We start from the raw sequence: 24905 nt of genomic DNA, 5'->3' as shown, positions 1-24905 counted from the left end.
ACGTGCACCGCCCCGACCCCTCCCTGGCCTTCGCACTGTCCCGCCTCGACGAGCCCGCCTTCGAGCACGTCCCGATCGGCGTCTTCCGCAGCGTGGAGCGCCCCTCCTACGACGAACTGATGGCCGAGCAGCTGACCGAGGCCGCCGGCCGGAGCGGCTCCGGGGACCTGGACGACCTGCTACTGTCCGGAGACACCTGGCGCATCGAGTAACCGAAGCGAGAACGGCGGGACCACCCATCCGGGCGGTCCCGCCGTCTTTTCTCACACGCTTTTTCACAGCATGTCTTCACCTGATGTGGATACCAACCCCATCGGTCACGAGGTATGAAAAGCGTGGGCCTCTCAGCCGGGTCCGCTAGCCCAGAGCATCCGACGGAACTCGTTACGTACACGAGGAGTACGCCCCATGCTTACCGTGCCGGCTTCCCTGGACACCCTTGCCTCGGATCAGGAGGATCTCGACTGGTACGGAGCGCCCGTGCTGGTGACGGGCGCCACCGGCTTCATCGGCGCCCACCTCGTCCGCCGCCTGGCCGCCCTCGGCGCGCAGGTGCACGCGGTCAGCCGCGTCCCCAGGGAGAAAACCAAGCAGGGCGAGATCTGGCATGTCGCCGACGTCAGCGATCAGGAGGCGATCGAGCGCCTCGTCCGTTCCACCGCTCCCGCCGTCGTGTTCCACCTCGCCAGCGAGGTCGCGGGCGCCAGGGACCACCGGCTCGTGCGGCCGATGCTGGACAGCAACCTCTCCAGCGTGGTCAACCTGCTGACGGCGGTCGCCGAGAGGCCGGACACCCGGGTGGTGCTCGCCGGGTCGCTTGAGGAGCCCCGGTCCGACGAGGGCGAGGCGACCCCGTCCTCGCCGTACGCGGTCGCCAAATGGGCCGCCAGCGCCTACGCGCGGATGTTCCACCACCTGTGGGGCGTCTCGGTGACGACCCTGCGCATCGGGATGGTCTACGGGCCCGGCCAGCACGACACCAGGAAACTGGTGCCCTACGTGACGCTCTCGCTGCTGCGGGGCGAGGAGCCGAGCCTGAGCAGCGGGACACGCCAGCTGGACTGGGTCTACGTCGACGACGTGGTGGACGCCTTCCTCGCCGCGGGCGTGGCCCCGCAGGCGGCGGGCCTGAGCTTCGACATCGGCACGGGGACGCGGACGTCCATCCGGGACACCGTGGAACTGCTGCGCGACATCGTCGGCAGCGCGCTGCGCCCGCGGTACGGCGCGATCTCCGACCGCCCGCTGGACAGCGCCAGGATCGCCGACATCGCACCCGCCGCCGAGACGCTCGGCTGGCACCCCTCCGTCGGGCTGAAGGAGGGGCTCCGGCTCACCGCGAGCTGGTACGCCGACCGGCTGTAGAACCGGTCGGCTGCAGGACCGGCCGGTTGTGGAACCGGCCGGCCGTAAACACGCGGCCATCACGCCCACGAACCATCTAAAGTCACCAACAAACCTGACATAGGGACAGAGTTCGTGTAATCCGCCATCCGCAGCGGGAATGCATGTAACAGGACGCCCCGGCTCCCCGATAAAACTTAAAATCAGACATCGTGCGGCGCCATCATCCCCTGTCAGAGTGCCCACCCCAGAAACGAGGAAGCTGGTGCATTCGGTCGTCAACCTCACGGTGCACGGTATCGGCCCGACCAACCGCGAGCTCGACCCCGGCGAGGACGGCACCTGGGTCAACGTCGAGCAGTTCGAGCAGGTGCTCGACGCGGTGGTGGGCCGCCAGGACGTTCACATCACCTTCGACGACGGCAACGCCTCAGATCTTGAGATCGCCCTTCCCCGGCTCGTCGAGCGCGGCCTGACCGCGGAGTTCTTCGTGCTCGTCGGGCTCCTCGGCGAGCCGGGGAGGCTGGACGTAGCCGGGGTGCGGGAGCTGGCGGCCGCCGGCATGCGGGTCGGCTCGCACGGCTGGGCGCACCGCGACTGGCGCAAGCTGAACGCGGCGGAGGTGAAGCAGGAGATCGTCGACGCCAACCGGGTCCTCGGCGAGATCCTCGGACGGCCGGTGTCCCGGGTGGCCATCCCGTTCGGCTCCTACGACAGGCACGTGCTCGGCAGGCTGCGGCGGGCGGAGGTGACGTGCGCGTACAACAGCGACGGCGGCCGCGCGAACCCGGACTCCTGGCTCCAGGCGCGCAACAGCCTGCGTCATGACATCGACGCCGCCTGGGCTCCGCGTGTCATGGACGGCACCCCCTCGCCGCCGCTCCGCGCCCGCCGGGTCGCCGCGCGGGCGTACAAACGTCTCCGTGGTTAGGGGCCGGGGCCACGACGACATATTGGAACGTAGTAACAGCTCTCCGCCGGATGACGATGACCCGTATATGACGCCTGGTACCCCCCGGATCGCCATAGTGATCGTCACGTACAACAGTGCGCAGGTACTCGAAGGCTGTCTGCGTTCGCTGCGTGACGGTGCGCGGGACACCCATCTCGTTCACGTCGTCGTGGCCGACAACGCCTCGAAGGACGACACCCTCAGGATCGCGAAGGAGGCGGCCGACCTCCCGATGCAGATCGTCCAGCTCGGGCGGAACGCCGGTTACGCGGCGGCGATCAACGCCGGCGTCGACGCCGTGAGCATCGACGAGCTCGACGCCGTCCTCGTGCTCAACCCCGACTGCAGGCTACGGCCGGGCTCGCTCCTGCCGCTCGCCGAGGCGCTGCGGCAGCCGGGGCGCGGCATCACCGCACCGCGTCTGGTCAACCCGGACGGCAGCCTGCAGCCGTCGCTGCGCAGGATGCCCACCGTGGGCAGGGCCCTGGTCGAGGCGTTGATCGGCGGTATCCGCGCGGGCAGGATCGGCACCCTGGGGGAGATGGTCACCGCCCCCGAGGAGTACGAGCGGCCCGGCTCGGCGATCTGGGCGACCGGCGCCGCCATGCTCATCTCCACCGACGTCATCAGGAAAATCGGCCCGTGGGACGAGTCCTTCCTGCTCTACAGCGAGGAGACCGAGTACGCGCTGCGCGCCCTGGACCACGGCTGGACCCTCTGGTACGAACCCGCGTCGGTGGTCGAGCACATCGGCGGCGAGTCCAGCGTCAACCCCACCCTCGCCGCGCTGCTCACGGTCAACAGGGTGAGGCTCTTCCAGCGGCGCCGGGGCCCCCTGGCCTCGTCCGCCTTCTACTGCGTGGTCCTCCTCGGCGAGGCGTTGCGCGCGCTGGCGGGGCGCCGTACTGCCAAAGCCTCCGTCGTGGCGCTCCTGCGGCCGTCCCGCCGCCTCCAGAAGCTCGCGGACTGACCAGGATCATTCGGGGAGAGACAACGAGATGAGCATGCCCGCGAGCAAGGCCCCCGGCGGGGGGAACGAGGCCACCGGCCTCACCGGTCCCGCGACGATCCATACCGTGCGGACGGTCGCGTTCGACGCCCTCACCGAGCAGGAGGTGGACACCTGGCACCTGCTGCGGGCGGCCAACCCCCTGCTTGACAGCCCCTACTTCCACCCGGGTTTCGCCGCCGCCGTGCACGCCGGCGGGCGCGAGGTGCGGGTCACCGTCGGCAGGGACCGGGAGGGCGGGATCCGGGCGTTCCTCCCCCACCATCGCGAGCGGTCGCTGATCAGGCCCGCGGGCTGGCCGGCGGCCGACTTCCAGGGCCCCGTGATGGCCCCCGGCTCCTGCCTGCCCCCGCTGAGCCTGCTCTCGGACGGAGTCCGGGCTCTGGAGTTCGACCACCTCATCGAGGGCTACGCGGACTTCGAGCCGTGGGTGGAGTCACGCCGCCCCTCGCCCTTCCTCGACGTCTCGGGCGGTCTGGAGGGATATCTGGGCCGTGCCTCGCGCAGCGGCAAGGACAACATGGGGCAGGCACGCCGCCGCGCCGCGAAGGCGGAACGGGACCACGGCGCGGTGCGGTTCGCCGCGGACACCGTGGACCAGGAGCTCCTGGACCGGGTGGTGGAGCTCAAGCGCGCGCAGTACGCGGCGACCGGGGCCAGGGACTACTTCGCGGAACCGGACCGCCGTGACCTGATGGCGCGGCTGCTGCGCACCCGCGACTCCTCCTTCGGGGGGGTGCTGTCCACCCTGCACGCGGGCCCGCACCTGCTCGCGGCGCATTTCGGAATCCGTTCCGGAAACGTGCTGCACTGGTGGTTCCCGGTTTACGACCCCGCTTTCGGCAATCTCGCGCCGGGGTGGATGCTGCTGCGCGAACTCGTCGTCGCCTCCCCCGCCCTCGGAATAACCCGCATCGACCTCGGGCGGGGCGACGACGAGTACAAACGGCGCGCGAAGACCGGCGAGACGCTCGTCTGCCAGGGGATCGTGACGCGCAGCTCGGCCCGGCAGGCCGTGCGGCGGGTTCGCGACTCCGCGGTCCGGGCGGCGAAGTCGTCCGCCCTCGGTCCCGGCCTGCGAAAAATCGTCCGCGGATTCCGGCGTTGAGCCGCCGGCCGCCTCTGGAATCCATCGGCAGCGAGCCGCCACCCCCGGGCGACCCGCCGACCGACTCCGTCGACGATGTGCCCGCACACGCCGACACATGCGTGATCGGCCGCATGGACCCCGCCGTACCGAACGCATTCGACGGCGCGGGAGACCGCACGATCACCGACCTCGTCCGCCTCCCCGACGCCGAAAGGCGCCGAGCACACACTGGATACCTTGGCCTTGGCTGGTAAAGCACTCATCCTTGTCGAGAACCTCTCCGTGCCGTTCGACCGCCGGGTCTGGCAGGAAAGCACCACGCTGCGCGACGCCGGCTGGGAGGTGCACGTCATCTGCCCCCGCGGCACCACGCGGGACACCGAGCCGTACGTCGAGATAGACGGGGTGAGGATCCACCGCTATCCGCTGCGCGCGGCGACCGGCGGCCCCCTCGGCTACGTGCAGGAGTACAGCGCGGCGCTGTGGCACACCTTCAAGCTGGCCAGGCGGATCGGCCCCGTGGACGTCGTGCACGCCTGCAATCCGCCGGACCTGCTCTTCCTCGTGGCGCGGATGCTCAAGCGGCGTGGCGCGCGGTTCGTCTTCGACCAGCACGACCTGGTGCCCGAGCTGTACCTGTCCCGCTTCAACCGCGGCGAGGACTTCCTCTACCGCGCGGTGTGCAAGGTCGAACGGCTCACCTACCAGGCCGCGAACGTGGTGATCTCCACCAACGAGAGCTACCGTGACATCGCGCTCACCAGGGGTGGCAAGAGGCCCGAGGACGTGTTCGTCGTGCGCAGCGCGCCCGCCGTCGAACGATTCTACCGGTTACCGGTGGAGGAGTCGCTCAAGCGGGGCAAGCCCCACCTGCTGTGCTATCTGGGCGTGATGGGCCCGCAGGACGGCGTGGACTACGCGCTGCGGTCGCTCGCCAGGCTCCGCGACGAGGTCGGCCGTACGGACTGGCACGCGGTGTTCATCGGCGACGGCGACACCTACGAGGACATGATCGCGCTCTCCCGCGAGCTGAAACTGACCGACCAGGTGGAGTTCACCGGACGGCTCATAGGCGACGACCTGCTGCGCTACCTGTCGGCGGCGGACGTCGGCCTGGCCCCGGACCCGCTCAACCCGCTCAACGACCTGTCGACCATGAACAAGATCATGGAGTACATGGCGATGTCCTGCCCGGTCGTCTCCTTCGACCTGCGGGAGGGCAGGGTCTCGGCCGGGGACGCCGCCCTGTACGCCCCGGCCAACGACGAGTCGGAGTTCGCCAAGCTGGTCGCCCACCTGCTCGACAACCCGGAGGAACGCAGGCGGATGGGGGAGATCGGCAAGGCCCGCGTCGACGGCCCGCTGTCCTGGAAGCACTCCGGGGAGGCGCTCCTGGCCGCCTACGAGGCCGCCCTCGCCTAGGAGACGGCCACCCGGCCCCCACGGGCCTCGTGGGGGTCTCCCGCCGCGGCGAACCCGCCCGGGAAGTCCCGAGAAAGTCGCACCGGAAGACCTCGCAACACCCAAATGAAAAAGCAAGCAGAACAACGGAACAGGAAAACCCCCGACTATCGACAGGCAGACCGAAAAGGGTGGTTGGAATGAGCATTGTTCTTAACACGGTCGCCGCCGGAGATGTGACCTCCGTGGTGGAGAACGTCGGCGGAGTGGCGGCCGGCGCGCTGCTCGCACCGCTGCTGCGCCCCTACCGGTGGCTGCGCCGCACCGCCGTCCACCTGCTGTTCGACCGCCGGTACGGCGTGCGGACCTCCGGCATGGTGCGCCTGGAGGAGTTCGGCCTCGCCGGCGAGGAGCGCGTCTACTACGCGGCGGCCAGATGGAACCTGCTGCGCCGGTGCCTGCCCCCGGGCGACGTCGGCCCGGACGACGTGTTCGTCGACTTCGGCTCCGGCATGGGACGGATGGTGCTGGAGGCGGCGTGGCGCTATCCCTTCAAGAGGGTCATCGGCGTCGAGCTGTCGAAAGAGCTGAACGACATCGCGCAACAGAACATCGCGGGCACCCGCCTGCGCCTGCATTGCAAGGACATCCGGCTGGTCCACACCGACGTGCTCGAATACGAGATCCCCGAGGACATCAGCGTGGTGTTCTTCAACAACCCCTTCCGGGGCGAGGTGTTCGCGAGCGTGATCAAGAGGCTGCTCGCGACCGTCGACCGGAACCCGCGCCGCGTCACGATCGTCTACGCCAACCCCACCGAGGAGGAGTTCCTGCTGGGCACCGGCCGTTTCCGCCACGTCCGCACGATCAAGGGCGGGCGCCAGGCCCGGCCGGACGCCCCGTTCGACTGGATCCGGATATACGAGGTCACCGAGCGGGCCGGTGCGTGACCGTACCGCCCGCCCGGACGACATGTCCTTTCCGCACCGGCAGGCGCCTCCGGACGGGCTATCCGCCCGTCTGGGAGCGGCTGCCGGCGTCCGTGCCCCACGCGACCCCGCCACCGCGCGCGGCCCGCAGCCGGGTCAGCGCCTTGTCCATGAGCAGGACGGCGAGATAGCAGCCCGCGTCGAGCGGGCTCACCTCGCGTGCCGTCACCAGGGCGCCCAGGGAACTCGGCCGCAGCCGTCCCTCGGGCGCGGACCGGCCGAGCTCCGCGAGCTGCCGGTTGCCCATCCGCACCCTGACCCTCCGGTTCAGGTGCGCGGAGACGGTCCTCGCCGGGCGCACCAGGGAACGCGCCTCGGTGACGACCACCCGTTCCTCCGGCGCGAAGCTGCCGTGCGCCCAGCCGTCGTCGGAGATGATGTCCGGCGGCATGGGGAAGACCCTGGCGTGGCCCGGCTCGGTGAGGACGTAGACCCCGGCCCCCGCCAGCGCCCGGCCCGGCGAGATCAGCCGGTCGTGCACCCTGTGCATGCGGCGGGCGATCCAGCCGACCCCCTCCAGCGCCAGCACCGGGACCGGGGCGCAGGCGAGCACGCCGGGCTCGCCCGCCGCCGCCACCAGCGCGCGCACCGAGTCCGCGTCCAGCTCGACGTCCGCGTCCAGGTACACCCGGGGAAAGGTCCGGCAGACCTCGTCGCCGAGCCTCAGCGCGTTGGCCTTGCCCGGAACGGGCGTCTCCAGCACGCGCACCCCGGCCCGCCCGGCGACCTCGGCCGTCCGGTCGGAACACGCGTTCGCGACCACCACCACGTCGAACTCGCCCGGCGCCGTACCCTCCAGCAGCCGTTCGAGACCGCCCGCGATCACGGCCTCCTCGTTGTGAGCGGGCACGACGACACTGACGACCGGCTTCGGGTCACCGGAGCGCGGCGAACCAGGCAGGATGCCCTCGGTGGCGCCATCCATCGGAACGTCTCCCCACTCACCTCTGAAGGACCGACGACATGAGAGTAGAGCGAACCGGAATCGACGGCGTGTTGTTGTTCATACCGACGCCACACCGTGACGACCGGGGGTTGTTCACCAGGACGTTCGACAACATCACCGCCGAGAAGGCCGGTCTGGACCCCGCGGCCTTCGTGCAGGACAGCCAGTCCCGCTCACGACAGGGAACGGTCCGCGGGATGCACGGCCGCTCGGGCCGGGGCGAGGCCAAGCTGGTGCGCTGCGCGCGTGGCGCGGTGCACGACGTCCTGGTGGACGCCCGCCCGGACTCCCCCACCTTCGGGGAGCAGATCTCCATACTGCTGGACGACGAGACGTTCACCACCCTCTACGTGCCCCCGGGACTGCTCCACGGCTTCCAGGCCCTGACCGAGCAGACCGACATCTGTTACCGCATCGACCGCGAGCACGACCCCTCCGAGGACCTGTCGGTCCGCTACGACGATCCCGAGCTGCGGATCCGTTGGCCGCTGCCGGTGGCCGCGATCAGCGAGCGGGACCTGTCGGCGGGATCGTGGGCGCAGCTGCGCGAACGGCTCCGCGGCACGGGCGGGATCACAGGCGGGATCACGGGCGGGATCACGGGCGGGAGTCCGAGTGCGACGCGGTGAACGGCTCCCCGCGCGGTGGAGTGAATGCGACCGTGAACGCGATCTCGAATGCGATGGAGTGTGAACCACGATGCGATGGGTCAGCCTGCTCGCCCCTCTCTCGGCGGCCGCCGTGATGCTTCTGGCCGGATGCACCACTTCCTCCGCGGGCAAACCGACGGCTAGGCCGACCGCCGCCCCCAGCGCCGCTCCCACCGGCTCGGCCCGCTGTGAGGCCTACCCGACCCCCGCCTGCACCGGCGTGCTCCCGGGCACGAAGCTGAAGGACCTGGCGCTGAACGAGGCCAACGCGGCCTACCGGGTCACCACCCCCGGCGCCGTGCTCGACGGTGTGCGCATCCCCGGCGACCTGCTCATCCACGCCGAGAACGTCACGGTGAGGAACAGCCGGATCGACGGCACCGTGATCAACGCCAGGGGACCGGAGACCTTCCACTTCACCATCGTCGACTCGACCGTCGGCCCCACCGACAGATGCGAGTCACTGCCGGCCATCGGCCAGGACAAGTACACCGCGCTGCGGGTGCTGGTCCGCAACCACGGCGACGGATTCCGGGCCTCCGGCGACGACATCACCATCCGGGACTCCTACGTGAAGCTGTGCTCGAACCCCGGCGACCACTCCGACGGCATCCAGACCTACCACACCGGCAAGAACCTGGTCCTCGACCACAACACCATCGACCAGCGCGGCGTCAAAGATTACACCGCTCCAATTTTCCTGACCGACTCCCAGATCGTGAACGCGAGCGTCACCGACAACCTCGTCATGGGCGGCACCTTCAGCATCCAGCTGTTGAACGCGCGGGGAAAACTCGTGATGCGCGGCAACAAACTGGTCGACAAGACCTGGGACTACCAGCCGGTGGCCGCCGACTGTCCGAAGATCGAATGGGCGGACAACTGGCTGGTCACAATCGATGATAACTACCGGGTCACTTCGACGGTGGGCCCCCTGAACTGCAAGTAGGCTGATCTTCATCAGCCCCTTTCCGGCAGGCCAAAAAATGCGCTTCAGCGACAAAGAGGCCTAGTTACGACACTGCGGGGCAATCTTCATTAAATATCACTTGTAGACAAATACTCACGAAACCACTGCATACCTATGACCTCAGTCGTAACAATGGCCTCTGTACGAGGACCAAAACCGACACATCGTCAAGCCGATCACAAATCGGCACGGAGGTCAGAGATATGGCCAGTACACACCCCCCACACGGCGGAGAGAAACGTGAGGGCAGCCGACCAGGCCGCCGCAGGTCGCAACCCGGTCTCGTGGCGGCCCTGGTCGTCACCCTGACCGCGATCACCGTCCCCTCGGTCTGGGTGCTCACCCACAACGAGGTGACGGTGAAGCCGGTGGCCGCGGCCCAGCCGGCGGCGGCCGAGAAGGTGGCCCAGGAGGAGCCTCCGCGGGAGACCAGCCTCTGGTCGGAGGAGAACGCGGTGGACGCCGTGACACACTCCGACCGCGCGCCCGTCGAGCTGGGAACGCGCTTCACCGCCGCCCAGAGCGGGTGGGCGACGGGAGTCCGCTTCTACAAGGCCCGGGGCGAGAAGGGCGAGCACACCGGAAGCGTCTGGGACTCCAGCGGCCGCCGGCTGGCACAGGTCACGTTCGCCGGGGAGAGCTCCTCCGGCTGGCAGGAGGCCCGCTTCGCCTCGCCGGTCCGCCTGGAGGCCAAGCAGATCTACACGGTCTCCTACCACAGCAAGAACGGCACCTACGTGGGCACCCAGGGCTCCGCCCCCGCCAGGTCCGGCCCGCTGGTCACCACCTCCCGTGACGCGGGAGTGTTCGGGTACGGCGGCAGCGCCTTCCCCAAACGGTCGAACCCCAAGGGGTACAACTACTGGGTCGACGTCGTCTTCCGCTGGCGCCACCGTCACCCGAGGCCCACGGCCTGGCCGTCACCGACGTCCTCGACGACGACCGGCCCGACCTGGAGCCCGAGACCGACCTGGACACGGCCCGTCCCGACCTGGACCTCGACTCCCGGCCCGACCTGGACACGGCCCGTCCCGACCCTCACCTCGACTCCGGGACCGACCTGGACACGACCTGTCCCGACCTGGACATCGACTCCCGAACCGACCTGGACCTCGTCCCCCGAACCGACCTGGACCGTCAAACCCCCGCGGCCCACACCGACGTGGACCCACAGCCCACGCCCCACGTCGACGTGGACCCGTACCCCGCGGCCCACGCCGACGTGGACCCGTACCCCGCGGCCCACGCCGACGTGGACCCACAGTCCGCGGCCCACGTCGACGTGGACCCGTACCCCGCTCCCGACCCCGACCAGCGGTCCCAGCGGGACCCCGACCCCGTCTCCCACCCGGACCACTCCCAGGCCGACCCTGACCCCGGACCCGACGAGTTCGCCCCAGCCCGGGGGCGGTGGCTGCGCCTATCCGACCCCCGCCTGCGCCGGCGTGCCCGCGGGCACGAAGCTCTCCGAGAGGTCGCTGAACGAGGACAACGCGGCCTACCGGGTCACCACCCCCGGCGCGGTGATCGACGGCGTGCACATCGCCGGTGACCTGCTCATCCACGCCGACGGCGTCACGGTGAAGAACAGCCAGATCGACGGCACCGTGCTCAACGCCAACGGGCCGAAGACCTTCCGCTTCACCATCGTCGACTCGACCGTCGGCCCCGCCAAGGGGTGCGAGTCACTGCCGGCCATCGGCCAGGACAAGTACACCGCGCTGCGGGTGCTGGTCCGCAACCACGGCGACGGGTTCCGGGCGGCCGGTGACGACATCACCATCCGGGACTCCTACGTGAAGCTGTGCTCGAACCCCGGCGACCACTCGGACGGCATCCAGACCTACAACACCGGCAAGAACCTGGTCTTCGACCACAACACCGTCGACCAGCGCGGTGTGAAGGACTACACCGCTCCGATCTTCCTGACCGACCCCCAGATCGTGAACGTCACCCTCACCAACAACCTCATCATGGGCGGCACCTACAGCATCCAGCTGAGGAACGGCCGAGGGACCCTGATCGTTCGCGGCAACAGGCTGGTCGACAAGAGCTGGGACTACGCGGCCGTCGAGTCCGACTGCTCCAAGATCGACTGGGCGGACAACTCCCTCGTGACGATCGACTCGAACTACCGCATCACCTCAATCGTCGGTCCGCTGCCCTGCGCTCCCAAGTAGCGCCACCCCCGGCAGGGCGGGTGAGCCCGTCCTGCCGGGCCTGCGGAACGGCCTGGCCACGGCCCGCAGGGTCCGCCCGAAGGGAACGCGCAACCGCGGCACGGCGGGCCCCGGCGTGTTCCGCAGCAGCGCCCCGGCGGCGCCGATCAGCAGGAACGACAGGCCCGTGATGGTGGCGAAGGACAGCAGGTCGAAGGTCGCTGCCCCGATCAGCGGGACCAGCAGGCAGGCCGTGAGGGTCAGGCCGAGGTCGCGGGTGCCGGGATCGGTGCTCAGGTAGCGGGCCCGCAGCCCCGAGTACATCCCGCACGCGAACATCGCGACGATCGATCCGACGCCGACCAGGCCGGTCTCCACCGAGGAGAGCAGGTACTGGTTGTCGAAGATCTGGTGTTTCGGGGCGTACCAGGTCCCCGCGCCGCGTCCGAGCCACGGATGCCTGGCGATCTCGGCGAGGGCCACCTCGTAGTCATGGGTGCGGAAGCGGACGCTGTCGTCGTTGCTCGCGTTGGCGAACAGGTTGTAGAAGGTGCCGATGAGCCCCGGGGACATGATCCTCATCACGATCAGGAACCCGACTATGACGAGCACCACCTGGACGCGCCGCCGCATGGGCCAGCCGAAGAACAGGATCATCCCGACGCCCGCCAGGCTCAGCACCGCCGAGCGGGAGACGGAGAACATCAGGCCCATTCCGATCAGAGCGGCGCACACCCACCACCGCAGGGCGGGCTCCCCGCGCTCGCGAGCCTGGAACCCGTAGTGGGCGGCGAGCGGCAGGAGCATCGCGGATATGACGCCGAACTCGATGGCGTGGCCGGTCGTCGCGGCGACCCGGCGGAACTCGGATCTCGCGGTGATGAAGATGATCTCGTCGGTGGTGTAGCGCAGTCCGGGCAGCGCCAGGTAACGGGTGAGGTCGAACTCGAAGAGGAACTGGAAGGCCCCGACCACCGCGATGGCGGCTCCGGCCACCACCAGGACCTGGAGCAGGAAGTCCAGGCGGTCGAGACCTCGCACCCCGTCGCACACCATGAGCGCGAGCCCGGCGTTGGCGACCAAGAGGATGATGGCGTGGTCGGCGAGGTTGAGCTCGTAGGCCGGGAGGTAGCCGAAGGTGGCGTAGCCGAAGGTGGAGATCATCGCGATCACGAACACGAACAGCGAGCTGCGCACCGGCGTGCGGCCCTTCGCCATCCCCAGCGTGAGGGTGAAGTGCGCGCAGAACCAGCAGAGGGTGGAGATGAGGGCCATGAGGTTGGCCGGGGTGAGCGACAGCGGTATCCCGCGGAAGACGAGCCTGGCCGGGATGATCATCAACGCCACGACGAAGAAGGCGGCCATCGTCGCGCCGTCGGCACGCCGGCGAACCGGCAGAACGAGCTTGGTCGTCATGCGCCCGCCTACCTCGCAGCCGAGCTGTCGGCCGGCGCGCGGCCGTTGAGGGCGGCCGTGCCGGGCGGCGGTTCCGCCGTCCGCTTCGTGTCCGCGCGCTTCCTCGCCTCGCGTCTGGCCCTGCGGGACTGGGTGAAGCTCTCGGCGATGAAGGCCGCGCAGATGGCCGTCGCGATGCCGACTCCCAGGGCCGCGGCGACGGCGCGCATCTTACGGCCGCGCTGCGCCAGCGGGACGGTCGGCGGCACCGCCTCGTAGGAGGTGATGTAGGTCGCCTTGGGCGCCTTCACCGCCTCCTGGCGGTTGGCCAGCTCGATCCTCGTCCGGGCGATCACCCGCTTCACGATGTCCTGCGCGGCGTCGGGTGAGAGGCTCTCGCCCTCGATGAACACGTACGGTCCCGTGGCCAGCGACTCCAGGTTGTTGCCGCCGTTGCTGATCTTGAAGGTGGTGTCGCCGCCCTCGGCCACGCCGAGTTCCGTCCCCATGTCCGGCGTGCTCATCACCGCGATGAGGATCGAGGCGGAGATGCTCAGTCCCCGGTCGAAGTTGAGCAGCGGGTTGGTCAGGCCGTTCGGTCTCGACGGGTCGCTCGGCAGGCTGCCGCCGGTGGTCGGCGTGGTCAGGACGAGGACCGCGCTGGAGACGTAGGTGGTGGGGACCGTCGAGTAGACGCCGACCGCGGCGGCCAGGGAGAGCAGGAACGCGGGCACCACGACGTACCAACGCCGGAACAGGACGGTGATCGTCCCCCAGAAATCCATGTGCTTCCTCCCTTCAGCCTGACGGTGGGCAACCGAGCCGGCCTCGCCAATGATCATCGCCCGTGTCCGGGCGGGGTGTTACTCGAACGTCGGGCGGCGTGCCCGGTCCCGTGGGCCGTGGATCGCCGCGCCGTTCACTTGTCGTAGTCGTCCCGCCCGCCCGCGCGCATGAACACGATGGTGTCGGCCCCCTGGTCGTCGTGCGCGAACGGCTCCTCGGCGTCGTCCACCACCACCACGAGCTCCGTGGAGTCGTCTTGGAACGGTCCTTCCGCGGTTTGGAGCGCGTCGGCCGTCGCGTATACCGCCACGGCGGGCCGCTCGGCCGCCACGTCGCCGTCGCCCGGCCCCCGCGGGCCCGCGAGGCCGTCCCCGGCCCCGGGAGGGGCCGCGGGTCCCGTCCGGCCCGCCCGCCGCTGCGCCACGCCGTACGCGATGCCTATGCCGGCGAGGATCACTCCGAAGAACACCCCGCCCATGACCGCCAGCTTGCTCGACATCCTCGCCTCGGGAGAGGAGGAGGGCACGACGTCGACGATCGTGATGAAGGTGGAGCGGGGAGCCCTGAGCGCCTGCTGCCGGTTGGCCAGCTCCTTGCGGACGCGGGCCTTCGCGCGCAGCAGCACGTCCTGCGTCGTCGCGGGGCTCCTGCTCTCCACCTGCACGTAGACGAACGGGCCGTTCGTGCTGATCCCCAGCAGGTCGGGGTTGCTCCGGCCGTCGTCGATCGTGACCTTGGTCGTGCCGTTCTTCTCCACTCCCAGCTCGGTCATGACGTCGTCGGTGTTCAGGGACAGGATGAGGATGCCCGCGGTGACCTTGAGCCCGTCACTGAACTGCAGCAGGGGGTTGGTCAGGCCGATCGGCTTGGTCGGGTCGGTCGAGAGCGTTCCACCGGAGGCCGGGGTCGTCAGGACCATGGACCCGGTCGAGACGTAGGTCGTCGGCATGAGGAAGAAGACCAGAGCCGCCGCGACAAGACCGGCCGCCACCAGGGGCGGGCCGATCGTTTTCTGCCTGACGAGGCTGTAAATGGCCTTCCAGAAGTCCATGTGCCTCCGCCCCCTATTCGTGCCGGGGCACAGCAAACCCCCGAGACAATACAGTTACCAATCGACAGCCACAGGCTTGCCGTTACATCGGTCGGGCAGGAGGCCGATCTGTCCGGCGACTCCCCTCCGGTATGTTACGTCTGGTGACCATACAGCGATAGACCCGTCGATAGGCCGAAAACGGCAACATAACGTCTGCCCTGGCCCGAGATGGGGGCACCGGATGGAATCCTCTCATAGGCATCCGGGACCGTTCCATTCACCGCCCGGCCGTTCACGACGGCCCTGAAACCGCTTTTCCGGCGGCACCGGTTCCGGCCGTCACGCGAATCGGTACCGGCCGGTACCACGCGTGACGCCGCCGGCCCGTACCACGCACGGCGGCGCGGACCGGGCCGTCGCCGGCGCGCACGGGAGTACGCCCCGCGCCGTGGGCGGCGGGGGGCGGGGGGTCGGCGCGGCGGGATCCTCAGCGCACCCGGGCGAGTGCCTCGGCCTCGTACTCCAGCGCCAGTTCCTCGGGCATCGGGTCGAGGTCGGCGCAGCGCACGAAGTCGCGCAGGGTGGTCCCGGTGCACGCCGCGTCCACGTTCACCGCGCTCCTGCGCGCCCGGACGTCGTCGATGTTCACGGTCCGGAAGTCGATGCTGAAGCGGGTCCTGCCGGAGGTGTTCGGGACCGTGGAGTGCAGCTGCGCGCCGGAGAACAGCATCACCCCGCCCGGCTCGGGCACGACCCGGACCTGCGGGTCGAGCTCGATCGGCTCCTCCGGCTTCGGCTGCTCCCTGGTGTCGCTGCGCACGTGCTGGGCCGCGCTGAGCCTGCTGCTCCGGTTCCACTCGGCGTAGTCGTAGCGGGCGCTGCCGTTGCGCACGGGGTTGTCGAAGTAGGCGGGGTGGAAGGCCATCACGTTCTCCGGCACCACCGGGTAGATCGGGATCCACCAGTTGATCTGGTTGAACGGCGCGGAGTACCAGCAGTCCCGGTGCGGGTGGAAGGCGTAGGAGATGCCGGAGGTGAGGTAGTCGTTCGAGGTGGAAGTACGCATCCGGGGGACGTCGAAGTAGGTCCGGTCGAGCCGGCAGCCCAGCTCCTCCAGTACGGCCGGCAGCAGCTTCTTGCACTCCGGGTGGTGGATGAACCGGGGCTTGAGGTCGGACAGCAGCGCCGCGAACTCCTCGACCCGCATGTCGAACTGGGCGGTCTCCGGGTCACGGGCGCCGAAGGCGTCGGCGATCAGTTCCTGGGCGAAGGCGATGAGGTCCCTGGAGGCGGGTGTCGAGGAGTAGACGAACACCTTCCCCTCGTAGAGCAGACCGCGCCGGGTGTCGTCGTCCACCACGCTGTTGGAAAAGACGGTGGTCATCCTGTGTCTCCTTGTCCGCGACATTCAAGGCCGGCGGGACTTTGGGGGTTGTGGGGTTTCGCAGCCGGTGTGACGGGGCGAACCGGCGGGCACGGCCCGGGGACCCGGGGGTCAGTTCCCGGGCCTGAGCACTCCGGTGGCCAGCCGTACGAGCTTGCGGCTGCGCCGTGACACCAGCCGTCGCTGGCGGCGGGTGTACATCCGGCGCGCGGCGGCACGCGCGCGGCGCTGCTGTTCCTCGGTCAGCCGGAGGTCGGCCTCACGCAGCCAGCGGAGCATCTCCAGGTACTGCAGGGTCGTGGAGAAGTGCACCTGCCAGCCGGGGACGCCGAGGCGGCTGCTGACCACGTTCATGCTCTCGTGCTTCCAGTGGCGGTGGGCGAGCACCTCGTCCACGTGACCCCACGGCCCGGCCAGCGCGAGCTTGGTGGCGAACACCTCGTCCTCGCGGAGCATGTTGCGCCGGGGGATGTGCACCACGGACTCACGGCGCATGAGGCTGTACAGCGGGTCGATCATCAGGTGGGTCTCGTTGAGGATGCGTAACATCTCGGCGAACCGGTCGACCGGGTCGTCGGAGAGCAGCCCGGTGCCGTCGTAGGCGCTGGTCCTGACCGTGCCGTCCGGGTCGGTGTACGACATCTGCGTGGCGACGAGGATGAGCCGCTCGTCCTTGGCGAACTCCTGGAGCGAGCGGGAGACGTAGTGGGGCTCCAGGCGGTCGTCGTCGCCGATCCACCGGAAGAACGTCCCGCGCCCGTTCCTGCCCGCGTAGATGAAGTTGTTGAGCAGCCCGATGTTCTCCGGATGCCGCCGGTAGACGATCCGCTCGTCCGAGCGCGCCAGCTCCCTGCAGATCTCCTCGGTGCCGTCCGTTGAGGCGTTGTCGCAGATCAGCAGTTCGATGTTCCGGTGGTCCTGCGCCAGCACCGACCGGATCACGCCTTCCAGCCTCTCGGCGCCGTTGCGCACGGGAAGCCCGATGGACACCAGTGTGTCGGAATCAGCCATCCGATTTCCTTCTCGGGTCAACGTGAACGTACGGGGATCAGCTCGGTTACCCGGCCGCCCAGTTGCTTGAGTACGGCCTGCGGCACGACGACCAGGACGTAGACGAGCAGCCCCGTGCCGCCGGCCACGACCAGCTGGACGAACGGGGAGCCGTGGACGAGGTAGGCCAGGACGGTCGTGACGACCGCGGAGAGCACGCCGCCCACCAGCGGGCGCACCAGCGCGGACAGGAGGGGGGTCAGCACCACGCCCGCTCGCCCCAGGACGAACGTCCCCAGCGGCAGCGCGACCACGAGGGCGATCGCCGCGTGCCCCATCGCCGCGCCCTGGATGCCGCCCAGGCGCGCCCCGACCATCACTCCGGGGATCATGGCGACGGCCCAGCCCAGGTTGAGCCAGAAGGTGGCCTTGGTCTTGCCCATCGAGGCCAGGATGTCGAAGGCCAGGGCGATCAGCATCCGGACGACCATGACGACCGCCAGGAAGGTCAGCACCGCGGCGGAGGGCCTCCAGCGCTCGCCGTACAGGAAGACCACCATCGCCGTCGCGAGTGTTCCCATCAGCACCGCGACCGGCAGCACGATGGAGATCAGCATCGGCACGGCCCGCTGCACCCCCAGCGACAGCGAGTCCCTGTCCTCCTCGGCCAGCCGGGAGAAGCTGGGCAGTGCGACATAGCGCACCGCGGTGCCGACGATGCCGGGCACCCAGCTGGAGATGTTGAAGGCCAGCAGGTAGTAGCCGAGCTGGGTGCGGCCGAGGGCGTTGCCGACGATGACGGAGTCGGCGTTCAGCAGCACTCCCTCGATGCCGAGGGTGAAGCACAGCGGCAGCCCGAAGATCAGCAGCCTCTTCGCGACCACGCGGTCCAGCCCGAATCCGATCCGCACCCTGGCGTAGGCGACCACCAGTACGCCGGTGACCACGGCACCGCTGAGCTGGCCGACGGCGAAGCTGTAGGCGCCGGCCCCGTTGACGGCGAGCGTGATGGAGATCGGGGCGGTCACCAGGAAGCCGACCAGGTTGGCCTTGGTTAGCTTGTCCTGCTCGAACCTGCGCATCAGCGCCGCGCTGCGCACCGCCGTCATGCCGTAGACGAGGTTCACCGCGGTGAGCACCCGGATCACCCCGGCCGCGCTCTCGCTGCCGGACAGGGAGGAGAAGTACGGCGCGGCTATCCAGAAGATCCCGTACAGGGCGAGGCTCGACGAGATGGCGACCACCGTCGCCGTCGGCGCCATGTCCTCCAGTTTGCCCCGCCACTGCACGGTGGCGGCGATGACGCCCGCGTCGTTGATGTAGATGACGAACTGGCTGGCGGACAGGGCGATGGCGTAGACGCCGAAGTCCTCCGGGGCCAGCAGGCGGGCGAGGATCAGGCTCATGACGAAGGAACCGGCCTTGAGCAGCACGGTTCCCATCACGCTCCAGCGCAGCCCCCGGCCGGCCTGGCGGCCGATCTCGCCGACCTGGGAGGCGGGCGTGGCCGGTTCGCCCGCCGGGGTGCGCGGATCCGGTTCCCCGGACTCCGCCCTCACCTCGGCCGGTTCGGCGCCCTGTGTGTTTTCCATGTCTTACCTTTCACCGTTCGCCGCCGAACCGCCGTCGCCGCCGCGGCACCCCGGTTCGATCAGGCGGGCTCTTGGACCCGCTCAAGCCAGATTTCCCGCCAGAACGGGACGAACTGCCGGGGGCAGCTGACGCTGTACGCGCCCGCGCAGACGACGCCCTCGAGGATGATGCAGGAGCTCTTCATCGTGAGCATGCGACCGGTCTTCTCGTCGATGCACCGGTCGACCCTGGAGAGCACGCGCGCGGTCTGCCCGCAGTATCGCGACATCTCCTCCTCGAATCCCATCCCCCGGTTGAGCAGGTCCTTGTTGAGGGTCTTGAGGATCTCCTCCTTGGACTTGATCCGGACGAGCTCCCCCGGCTGGAGGTCGAGCGTCATGTTCGGCGTCGCCCCGCTGAGCCGCCCCTCGACGAAGCCCCACTTCAGGCCGCCCCTGATCTGCAGCCATTTCGGCAGCACCCGCTTGCTGCGCACCTGGTAGCGGTTGAACAGGCCGACCAGCAGCGCGCGGAGCATGAAGAACACGCTCGCGTTGCCGGTCTGCACGTCCGTGACGTACTGCCCGAACTCCTTCATCGGCAGGCAGGCAGGCGCGGCCCGCAGCAGCTCGGTCGCCTGGCAGGAGTAGCGCTCCTCCCCGTCGGACTCGGGCTCCTTCCTGGCGGCGACCCGCAGGACGGGCAGGAGGGGACGGCCCTGGGCGAGGTCGTCCGGCCCCGTCCCGGAGTCCTCGGACGCCGGAGGAGTGCCGGGGTCCACCCGCTTGAGCCAGGCCTCCTTCCAGTACATCAGGCAGGCCGTCTGGCATCCGCCGTGCGCCTGGCCGTCACACCGCGCGCCGGTGAGGTGTACGGCCCGCTCCATCCTGCGCATGCCGGAGCGGCTGATGGTGTCGCACAGCTTGTAGGCCACCTTGTGCACGGTGAGACGCTTGCCGCAGTAGGCCAGCATCTCCGGCATGAACGGCAGCTCGTCCAGTTCCCCCTTCTCGTCCAGCGTGGCCATGATCTCGGCCTCGCTCAGCACCTCGACCGTCTCCCCCACCCTGAGGTTGAGCACCTTTGGCTCTTCGACGGCTCGCAACCGCGTCATCTCCACTACTCCTTGAGGAGTCCTGCACCACGCAGGGCTTGTGCCGCTTCCGCCACGGTGGCGAAGGGCAGGTCTGACTTCTCGGCGATGTCCAGCAGGGTGTGCTCCCCGTCGGAGAGGTTGAGCACCCACAACATCGCCATCTGCGTCTGCTTGGTGTCGCTGCGGCCCCCCAGCGATCCGTACAGACCTCTCCGGCCGAGCTGTGGCTCGCCGTAGGGACTGAGGTTGAGGTAACGGCGGTTGCCCTCCAGCACCCGCGTGACCTCCCAGCAGGTCTCCAGCGTGTCGGCCATCGCCTCCGGCGAGACGAAGTCCGGGTTGTCGGCGGAGGTGTGGTACTCCGGGTAACCGGCGTACGGCGTCCGGGTGAGGGAGCCGACCGGCAGGTTGAACCCGGGCGAGCAGAACTGCCGCTCGTCGTAGCCGTACGGGGAGAAGTCCACGACCCGGTGCTCGCGCCCCGAGGTCCGCAGGACGTGGCGGACCGCCCGGTCGATCTCGGCGTCCCCGCGCCTGCTGCGCTTGTAGGTCAGCGCGCCGCTGTCGCCCGCGCAGGCCAGCACCAGGCCGTGTTTGACCCGGTCCACGCGCTCCCGGTTGCGCGCCAGCCACGTGATCGCGCCGATGGTGCCCGGCATGAACAGGAAGCGGTAGGTGTACCAGGGGTCGCTCTCGGCGAGCCGCCTGGCGAGCCGGGTCGCGACCGCGACGCCCGCCAGGTTGTCGTTGGCCAGCGAGGGGTGGCAGACGTGGCAGGAGATGAGCACCTCGTCCGCGACCCGGCCCGGCACCACGTGCTCGCCGTAGGTCAGGTGGCCGTCGGCCAGCGTCGAGTCGATCACGACCTCGTAGGGGCCGTCGCCGAGGCCCGCCAGGGTGTTCTCGCGCAGGCAGAAGCCCCAGGTCTCGGCGTAGTAGCTGGTCCGGTACGGGATCAGGTCCGGCTGCTCGGGCAGCGTGTGCAGGTGCCCGCGCAGCTCGTCGAGGGTCATGGTCGCCGAGACCGGCACGCTGTAGCCGACCACGTGGAGGTTGGACTCGGCGAAGTCGACCACCCGGGCGCCCGAGGGGTCCTTGACGTAGGCGTCGCGGATGTTCCACTCCCTGGGCACGGTCCAGTCGAGGACCTCCGTGCCCGTCGGAACCTCGCTGACCTCCAGCGGCACCGACTCGGAGACGATCTCCAGCGTACGGCGCACCCCGTCGCCGGTGATGCTCCGGCAGAGCGGATAGAGCCGCTCGACCAGGGCGTGCATCTCACGTCCCTCGGTCTCGCGGCCCTCCTGCCCGGACGGTCCGGCCTGGGCGTCAGCTGTCACCGACGGCCGCCTCACGTGGCCGCAGCGTGTCGTCGACGGTGCCCTCCGCGGTCCGGGCCGCGAGCCGGGCGAGCCTGGTGAAGCGGTGCTGGAAGTCCCGCTCGGTCAGCTCGAAACGCCGGTAGGTATCGACCAGCTCGGCCGCGCCCGCCTTGACGGTCCAGCGCGCGTCGTAGCCGGGCAGCGCGGCGCGGACGCGGGAGAAGTCCACCCGGTAGGACCGCGGGTCCGCGCCCGCCTCGCCGGTGATCACCAGCGTGGAGCCGGGCACCGCCTCGACGACCTCGGCGGCGATCTCCGCGACGGTCACGTTGTTGCGCTCGGTGCCCACGTTGAACGCCTTGGCGTGCACGGCCTCCCTGGGCGCGGTCAGCGCCTGGACGAAGGCGTCGGCGATGTCCGCGGCGTGGACCAGCGGACGCCACGGGGTGCCGTCGGACAGCACCCGCACCTCGCCGGTCAGCAGCGCGTGCCCCACCAGGTTGTTCAATACGATGTCGGCGCGCAGCCGGGGCGAGAACCCGAACGCGGTCGCGTTGCGCATGAACACCGGGGTGAAGTCGTCGTCGGCCAGTTCGGCCAGGTCGTCCTCGACGCGGACCTTGGACTCGGCGTAGGGGGTCACCGGGCGCAGCGGCGCGTCCTCCCCGACGAGCTCGTCTCCGCCCGAGGCACCGTAGACAGAGCAGGTGGAGGCGTACAGGAACCGCCGCACACCCGCGTCACGGGCCAGCTTGGCCAGGTGCACCGAGGCGTGGTGGTTGATGTCGTAGGTCAGTTCGGGCGCCAGCGAACCGAGCGGGTCGTTCGACAGCGCGGCGAGGTGCACCACGGCGTCGACTCCGGCCAGCTCGGCGGCGGTGACGTCCCGCAGGTCGACCCGGTGGCCCGCGGGGTCGTCGGGCGCGGGTCCCAGCAGGCAGTCGGCGAACAGCCCGGAGTCCAGGCCGATCACCTCGTGGCCCGCCTCGGCGAGCGCCGGGGCCATCACACTTCCCAGGTATCCCTGGTGCCCGGTCAGCAGCACGCGCATCCGGTTCATCCTCCAGCCAGGTCGAGAGTCAGCTTGTTGGTGTGGAACGCCTCCGCGTACCGCGATTGGCACTCGATGCCGCGGATGCGGGCCAGCCCGAGGAACGCCTCGCGGTCGTACCAGGGGCGTTGCCGTTGTGAGGGGTAGTGCCGCTGGAGCAGCGCCACCTTCTGCTCGGCCACCTCGGGCGTGAGCGCCTGGTAGACCGAGGGGCGTCCGAGGTCGCCGTCCCACTTGACGATCTCGTAGCCGAGGACCTGGTGGTCGCGGAAGGCGGTGGGCACCAGCTTCGCCAGGCCGCGGTGGTCCTGGTGCGCGTCCCCGGGGTGCGGGGCGAACAGCAGGTCGGGCTCGGTGCGGGAACGCAGGTCCTCCACGGCCTCCTTCGCCTCCTCCCAGTTCGCCGGAAGCCGTCCGTCGGGCATCTTGAGCACGGTGAGCCGCAGGTCGGCGCCGGGGCAGAAGGCGGTCAGCGCCGCGTGCTCCTCGTCCTCCCGTTCCGTGCCGCCGCCGGAGAGCACCAGCGCGTCCACCTGGAGGCCGGGCCGGGCCGAGCAGAGGGTCAGCAGGCTGCCGCCCGCGCCGATCGCGATGTCGTCGCAGTGGGCGGCCAGCAGCGCGACCCGGTTCACCGCGGGGGGCTTGAAGCCGATCATGCGGTGCGCACCGCCGGTTCCCGTTCCCACAGCGCCCACGGCCGGTCGCCGCGCGAGTACGCCTCGTCGAGGGCGATCCGCTCCTTGACGGTGTCGGTCGGCTTCCAGTAGCCGCGGTGGGGGTAGGCGAGCAGCCGCCCGTCCTTGGCCAGCCCGCCGCAGCCGTCGGCGACGAGGTCGCCGCCCGGCGGGATGTGGTCGAAGACCTCCTGGCGGAGCACGAAGTATCCGCCGTTGATCCACAGCGCCATCTCGCTGACCGGCGTGATCCCGCCGACCATGCCGCCCTCGGCCAGCTCGATGCAGTGGAAGGTCTCCGTCGGCGGGACGACCATCATGGACGCGCCCGCGTCGGAGGCGGCGAAGCGGTCGATGATCTCCGGCAGCGGCGCGTCGGTGAGCACGTCGGCGTAGTTGGCCAGGAAGATCTCGTCGCCGTCGAGGTGGTCGCGGACCCGGCGCAGCCGCTCGCCGATCGGCGAGTCGATGCCGGTCTGCACGAACGAGATCGACCAGTCGGAGATGTCGGTGGACAGCAGCTGGACCTCTCCGCCGCGCAGGATGAAGTCGTTGGAGGTGGTCTCCTGGTAGTTGAGGAAGAAGTCCTTGATGTGGTGCGCTCCGTAGCCGAGGCACAGGATGAACTCGGTGTGCCCGAAGTGGGCGTAGTAGCGCATCACATGCCAGATGAGCGGCCGGGGGCCGACGAGCTGCATCGGCTTGGGTACGTCACCCGGGGTGCCGCTGCGCATCCGCGTTCCGTACCCACCGCAGAAGAGGACGACCTTCACGGATTCACCTCGACGATCTCCAGATTGGGGATGGGGAAGACCAGCCGGCCGCCCCACTCGTGGATGTAGGACAGCTGGACGGTGAGTTCCTCGCGGAGGTTCCAGGGCAGGACCAGCACGTAGTCGGGACGGTCCTCGGCGATCCGCTCGGGCGCCACGATCGGGATCCGCGTGCCGGGAGTGAACCTGCCGTGCTTGTAGGGGTTGCGGTCAACGGTGTACTGGAGCAGGTCCGCGCGGATCCCGCAGTGGTTGAGCAGCGTGTTGCCCTTGCCCGGGGCGCCGTAGCCGACCACGCTCCTGCCCTGCTCGGCGGCCTCGACGAGGAACCTCAGCAGCTCGCGCCGTACCGTGGCCACCCGCGCGGCGAACTCGGCGTATCCCGACAGCTCGTGCAGCCCGGCCGCCTTCTCCGCGGCGAGCACCTCGGTCACCCGCGCGCCGGGCTCGCCCGCCACCTCCTGGGGACGCGCCCACAGGCGGATCGACCCGCCGTGCGTCGGCAGCAGCTCGACGTCGACCAGGGACAGGCCGCCCGAGGCCAGGGCGCGCTGCGCGGAGGCGACCGTGTAGTACTGGAAGTGCTCGTGGTAGATCGTGTCGTACTGGTTGAGCTCCATCAGCGTCAGCAGGTGCTGGACCTCGATGGAGACCCAGCCGTCGTCCGCCACCAGCGCGCGCAGGCCCTCGGTGAAGCCGATGACGTCGGGGATGTGGGCGTAGACGTTGTTGGCCACCACGAGGTCGGCCGGTCCGTGCTCCCGGCGCACCTCGGCGCCCGTCTCCGGGCCGAGGAACGCGGTGAGGGTCGGCACGCCCTTGTCCCTGGCCGCCTGGCCGACGTTCTTCGACGGCTCGACGCCGAGACACCTGATCCCCCGGTCGACCACGTGCTTGAGCAGGTAGCCGTCGTTGCTGGCCACCTCGACCACGAACGAGTCCGCACCCAGCCCGAGGCGGTCGGCCGCCCCGTCCACGAACTCCCTCGCGTGCTCGACCCACGACGTCGAGAACGACGAGAAGTAGGCGTACTCGGTGAAGGTGTCCTCCGGCGTGATCAGCGGCGGGATCTGCGCCAGCCAGCAGCCGGTGCACACCCTCAGGTGCAGCGGGTAGGTGACCTCGGGCTCGTCGAGCTGCCCGGCGGTCAGGAACCGCTCGCAGGGCGGTGTCGCCCCGAGGTCGACGACGCTGGCAAGGCTCGTCGAACCGCACAGCCGGCACGTTGTCATCAATACGCTCCCTCGCCGCACGACGCGGCTCGACCGGTATCCATCAAGATCATTTCATCGAGGGCGAACCCTAGGATTTCGCCCGGC

At 69.6% G+C, this 24905-nt stretch carries 22 protein-coding genes and 1 pseudogene; 10 read left to right on the top strand and 13 right to left on the bottom strand.

All coding sequences use genetic code 11. The annotated features are described in order from the left end of the window. The 7 genes and pseudogenes from AB0N02_RS24695 to AB0N02_RS24665 form a co-directional block, all read left to right on the top strand. Positions 1-212, top strand: a pseudogene (locus AB0N02_RS24695) (2-oxoacid:ferredoxin oxidoreductase subunit beta); the annotation flags it as partial. A 196-nt stretch (positions 213-408) separates the two neighbouring features. Further along, the gene (locus tag AB0N02_RS24690; protein WP_363950745.1) at positions 409-1365 is read left to right on the top strand and encodes an NAD-dependent epimerase/dehydratase family protein; all 957 of its coding nucleotides are present in this window, start codon (positions 409-411) and stop codon (positions 1363-1365) included. Between the two features lie 244 nt (positions 1366-1609). Next, positions 1610-2275, top strand: a complete 666-nt coding sequence (locus AB0N02_RS24685) for a polysaccharide deacetylase family protein (protein ID WP_363950742.1) — start codon at positions 1610-1612, stop codon at positions 2273-2275. Positions 2276-2342: 67 nt separating this feature from the next. Further along, a complete protein-coding gene (locus tag AB0N02_RS24680; RefSeq protein ID WP_363950739.1) occupies positions 2343-3266 on the top strand; it encodes a glycosyltransferase family 2 protein in 924 nt (307 codons plus the stop codon). Between the two features lie 34 nt (positions 3267-3300). Then, complete coding sequence (locus AB0N02_RS24675) at positions 3301-4413, top strand: GNAT family N-acetyltransferase (protein WP_363950736.1); 1113 nt, start codon at positions 3301-3303, stop codon at positions 4411-4413. Between the two features lie 225 nt (positions 4414-4638). Then, the gene (locus AB0N02_RS24670) at positions 4639-5817 is read left to right on the top strand and encodes a glycosyltransferase family 4 protein (protein WP_363950733.1); all 1179 of its coding nucleotides are present in this window, start codon (positions 4639-4641) and stop codon (positions 5815-5817) included. A 179-nt stretch (positions 5818-5996) separates the two neighbouring features. Next, positions 5997-6746 (top strand): methyltransferase domain-containing protein, encoded by a 750-nt coding sequence (locus AB0N02_RS24665; RefSeq protein ID WP_363950731.1) that lies wholly within the window; start codon positions 5997-5999, stop codon positions 6744-6746. Between the two features lie 58 nt (positions 6747-6804). Here the strand turns inward: AB0N02_RS24665 and AB0N02_RS24660 are convergent, their stop codons facing one another. Beyond that, the gene (locus tag AB0N02_RS24660) at positions 6805-7710 is read right to left on the bottom strand and encodes a glycosyltransferase (RefSeq protein ID WP_363950730.1); all 906 of its coding nucleotides are present in this window, start codon (positions 7708-7710) and stop codon (positions 6805-6807) included. A gap of 38 nt (positions 7711-7748) precedes the next feature. Between AB0N02_RS24660 and AB0N02_RS24655 the strand changes: the two genes are divergently transcribed. From AB0N02_RS24655 to AB0N02_RS24645, 3 genes are all read left to right on the top strand, one after another. Further along, positions 7749-8360 (top strand): dTDP-4-dehydrorhamnose 3,5-epimerase family protein, encoded by a 612-nt coding sequence (locus AB0N02_RS24655; protein ID WP_363950728.1) that lies wholly within the window; start codon positions 7749-7751, stop codon positions 8358-8360. Between the two features lie 70 nt (positions 8361-8430). Next, on the top strand, positions 8431-9330 hold the full coding sequence (locus AB0N02_RS24650) for a hypothetical protein (RefSeq protein ID WP_363950726.1): 900 nt from the start codon (positions 8431-8433) through the stop codon (positions 9328-9330). Between the two features lie 305 nt (positions 9331-9635). Continuing rightward, entirely contained in the window at positions 9636-11531 is a 1896-nt protein-coding gene (locus AB0N02_RS24645) for a DUF4082 domain-containing protein (RefSeq protein WP_363950724.1), read from the top strand. On the opposite strand, the gene AB0N02_RS24640 is transcribed toward AB0N02_RS24645, so the two are convergent. The 12 genes from AB0N02_RS24640 to AB0N02_RS24585 all read right to left on the bottom strand — a co-directional run bounded on the left by AB0N02_RS24640 (position 11496) and on the right by AB0N02_RS24585 (position 24818). Continuing rightward, positions 11496-12926, bottom strand: a complete 1431-nt coding sequence (locus AB0N02_RS24640) for an O-antigen ligase family protein (protein WP_363950722.1) — start codon at positions 12924-12926, stop codon at positions 11496-11498. The genes AB0N02_RS24645 and AB0N02_RS24640 overlap by 36 nt on opposite strands. Before the next feature lie 8 nt (positions 12927-12934). Beyond that, entirely contained in the window at positions 12935-13690 is a 756-nt protein-coding gene (locus tag AB0N02_RS24635; RefSeq protein ID WP_363950719.1) for a hypothetical protein, read from the bottom strand. Positions 13691-13824: 134 nt separating this feature from the next. Next, positions 13825-14742: a hypothetical protein gene (locus tag AB0N02_RS24630; RefSeq protein WP_363950717.1), complete on the bottom strand. Its 918-nt coding sequence runs from the start codon at positions 14740-14742 to the stop codon at positions 13825-13827. A gap of 469 nt (positions 14743-15211) precedes the next feature. Continuing rightward, the gene (locus AB0N02_RS24625; protein ID WP_363950714.1) at positions 15212-16108 is read right to left on the bottom strand and encodes a hypothetical protein; all 897 of its coding nucleotides are present in this window, start codon (positions 16106-16108) and stop codon (positions 15212-15214) included. 111 nt (positions 16109-16219) lie between these two features. Next, a complete protein-coding gene (locus AB0N02_RS24620; RefSeq protein ID WP_363950711.1) occupies positions 16220-17119 on the bottom strand; it encodes a glycosyltransferase family 2 protein in 900 nt (299 codons plus the stop codon). Positions 17120-17136: 17 nt separating this feature from the next. Further along, the gene (locus AB0N02_RS24615; protein ID WP_363950708.1) at positions 17137-18690 is read right to left on the bottom strand and encodes a lipopolysaccharide biosynthesis protein; all 1554 of its coding nucleotides are present in this window, start codon (positions 18688-18690) and stop codon (positions 17137-17139) included. Between the two features lie 59 nt (positions 18691-18749). After that, entirely contained in the window at positions 18750-19784 is a 1035-nt protein-coding gene (locus AB0N02_RS24610) for a hypothetical protein (protein WP_363950705.1), read from the bottom strand. Positions 19785-19789: 5 nt separating this feature from the next. Continuing rightward, positions 19790-21106 (bottom strand): DUF4910 domain-containing protein, encoded by a 1317-nt coding sequence (locus AB0N02_RS24605; RefSeq protein WP_363950702.1) that lies wholly within the window; start codon positions 21104-21106, stop codon positions 19790-19792. Beyond that, the gene (locus AB0N02_RS24600) at positions 21096-22139 is read right to left on the bottom strand and encodes an SDR family oxidoreductase (protein WP_363950700.1); all 1044 of its coding nucleotides are present in this window, start codon (positions 22137-22139) and stop codon (positions 21096-21098) included. Before AB0N02_RS24600 ends, AB0N02_RS24605 begins: the two co-directional genes overlap by 11 nt. Positions 22140-22144: 5 nt before the next feature. Further along, the gene (locus tag AB0N02_RS24595; RefSeq protein WP_363950697.1) at positions 22145-22795 is read right to left on the bottom strand and encodes a PIG-L deacetylase family protein; all 651 of its coding nucleotides are present in this window, start codon (positions 22793-22795) and stop codon (positions 22145-22147) included. Beyond that, complete coding sequence (locus AB0N02_RS24590) at positions 22792-23586, bottom strand: glucose-1-phosphate cytidylyltransferase (RefSeq protein WP_363950694.1); 795 nt, start codon at positions 23584-23586, stop codon at positions 22792-22794. The genes AB0N02_RS24595 and AB0N02_RS24590 overlap by 4 nt, the downstream gene beginning before the upstream one ends. Continuing rightward, positions 23583-24818, bottom strand: coding sequence for a class I SAM-dependent methyltransferase (locus tag AB0N02_RS24585; RefSeq protein ID WP_363950691.1), 1236 nt, complete (start codon positions 24816-24818; stop codon positions 23583-23585). The genes AB0N02_RS24590 and AB0N02_RS24585 overlap by 4 nt, the downstream gene beginning before the upstream one ends. Positions 24819-24905: the final 87 nt, after the last annotated feature.

It is taken from the genome of Streptosporangium sp. NPDC051022, assembly GCF_040683035.1.
In the GTDB taxonomy this organism is placed as follows: domain Bacteria; phylum Actinomycetota; class Actinomycetes; order Streptosporangiales; family Streptosporangiaceae; genus Streptosporangium.
Note: the sequence above shows the minus strand (reverse complement) of the source record. Positions and strands in the feature narration are given on the sequence as shown.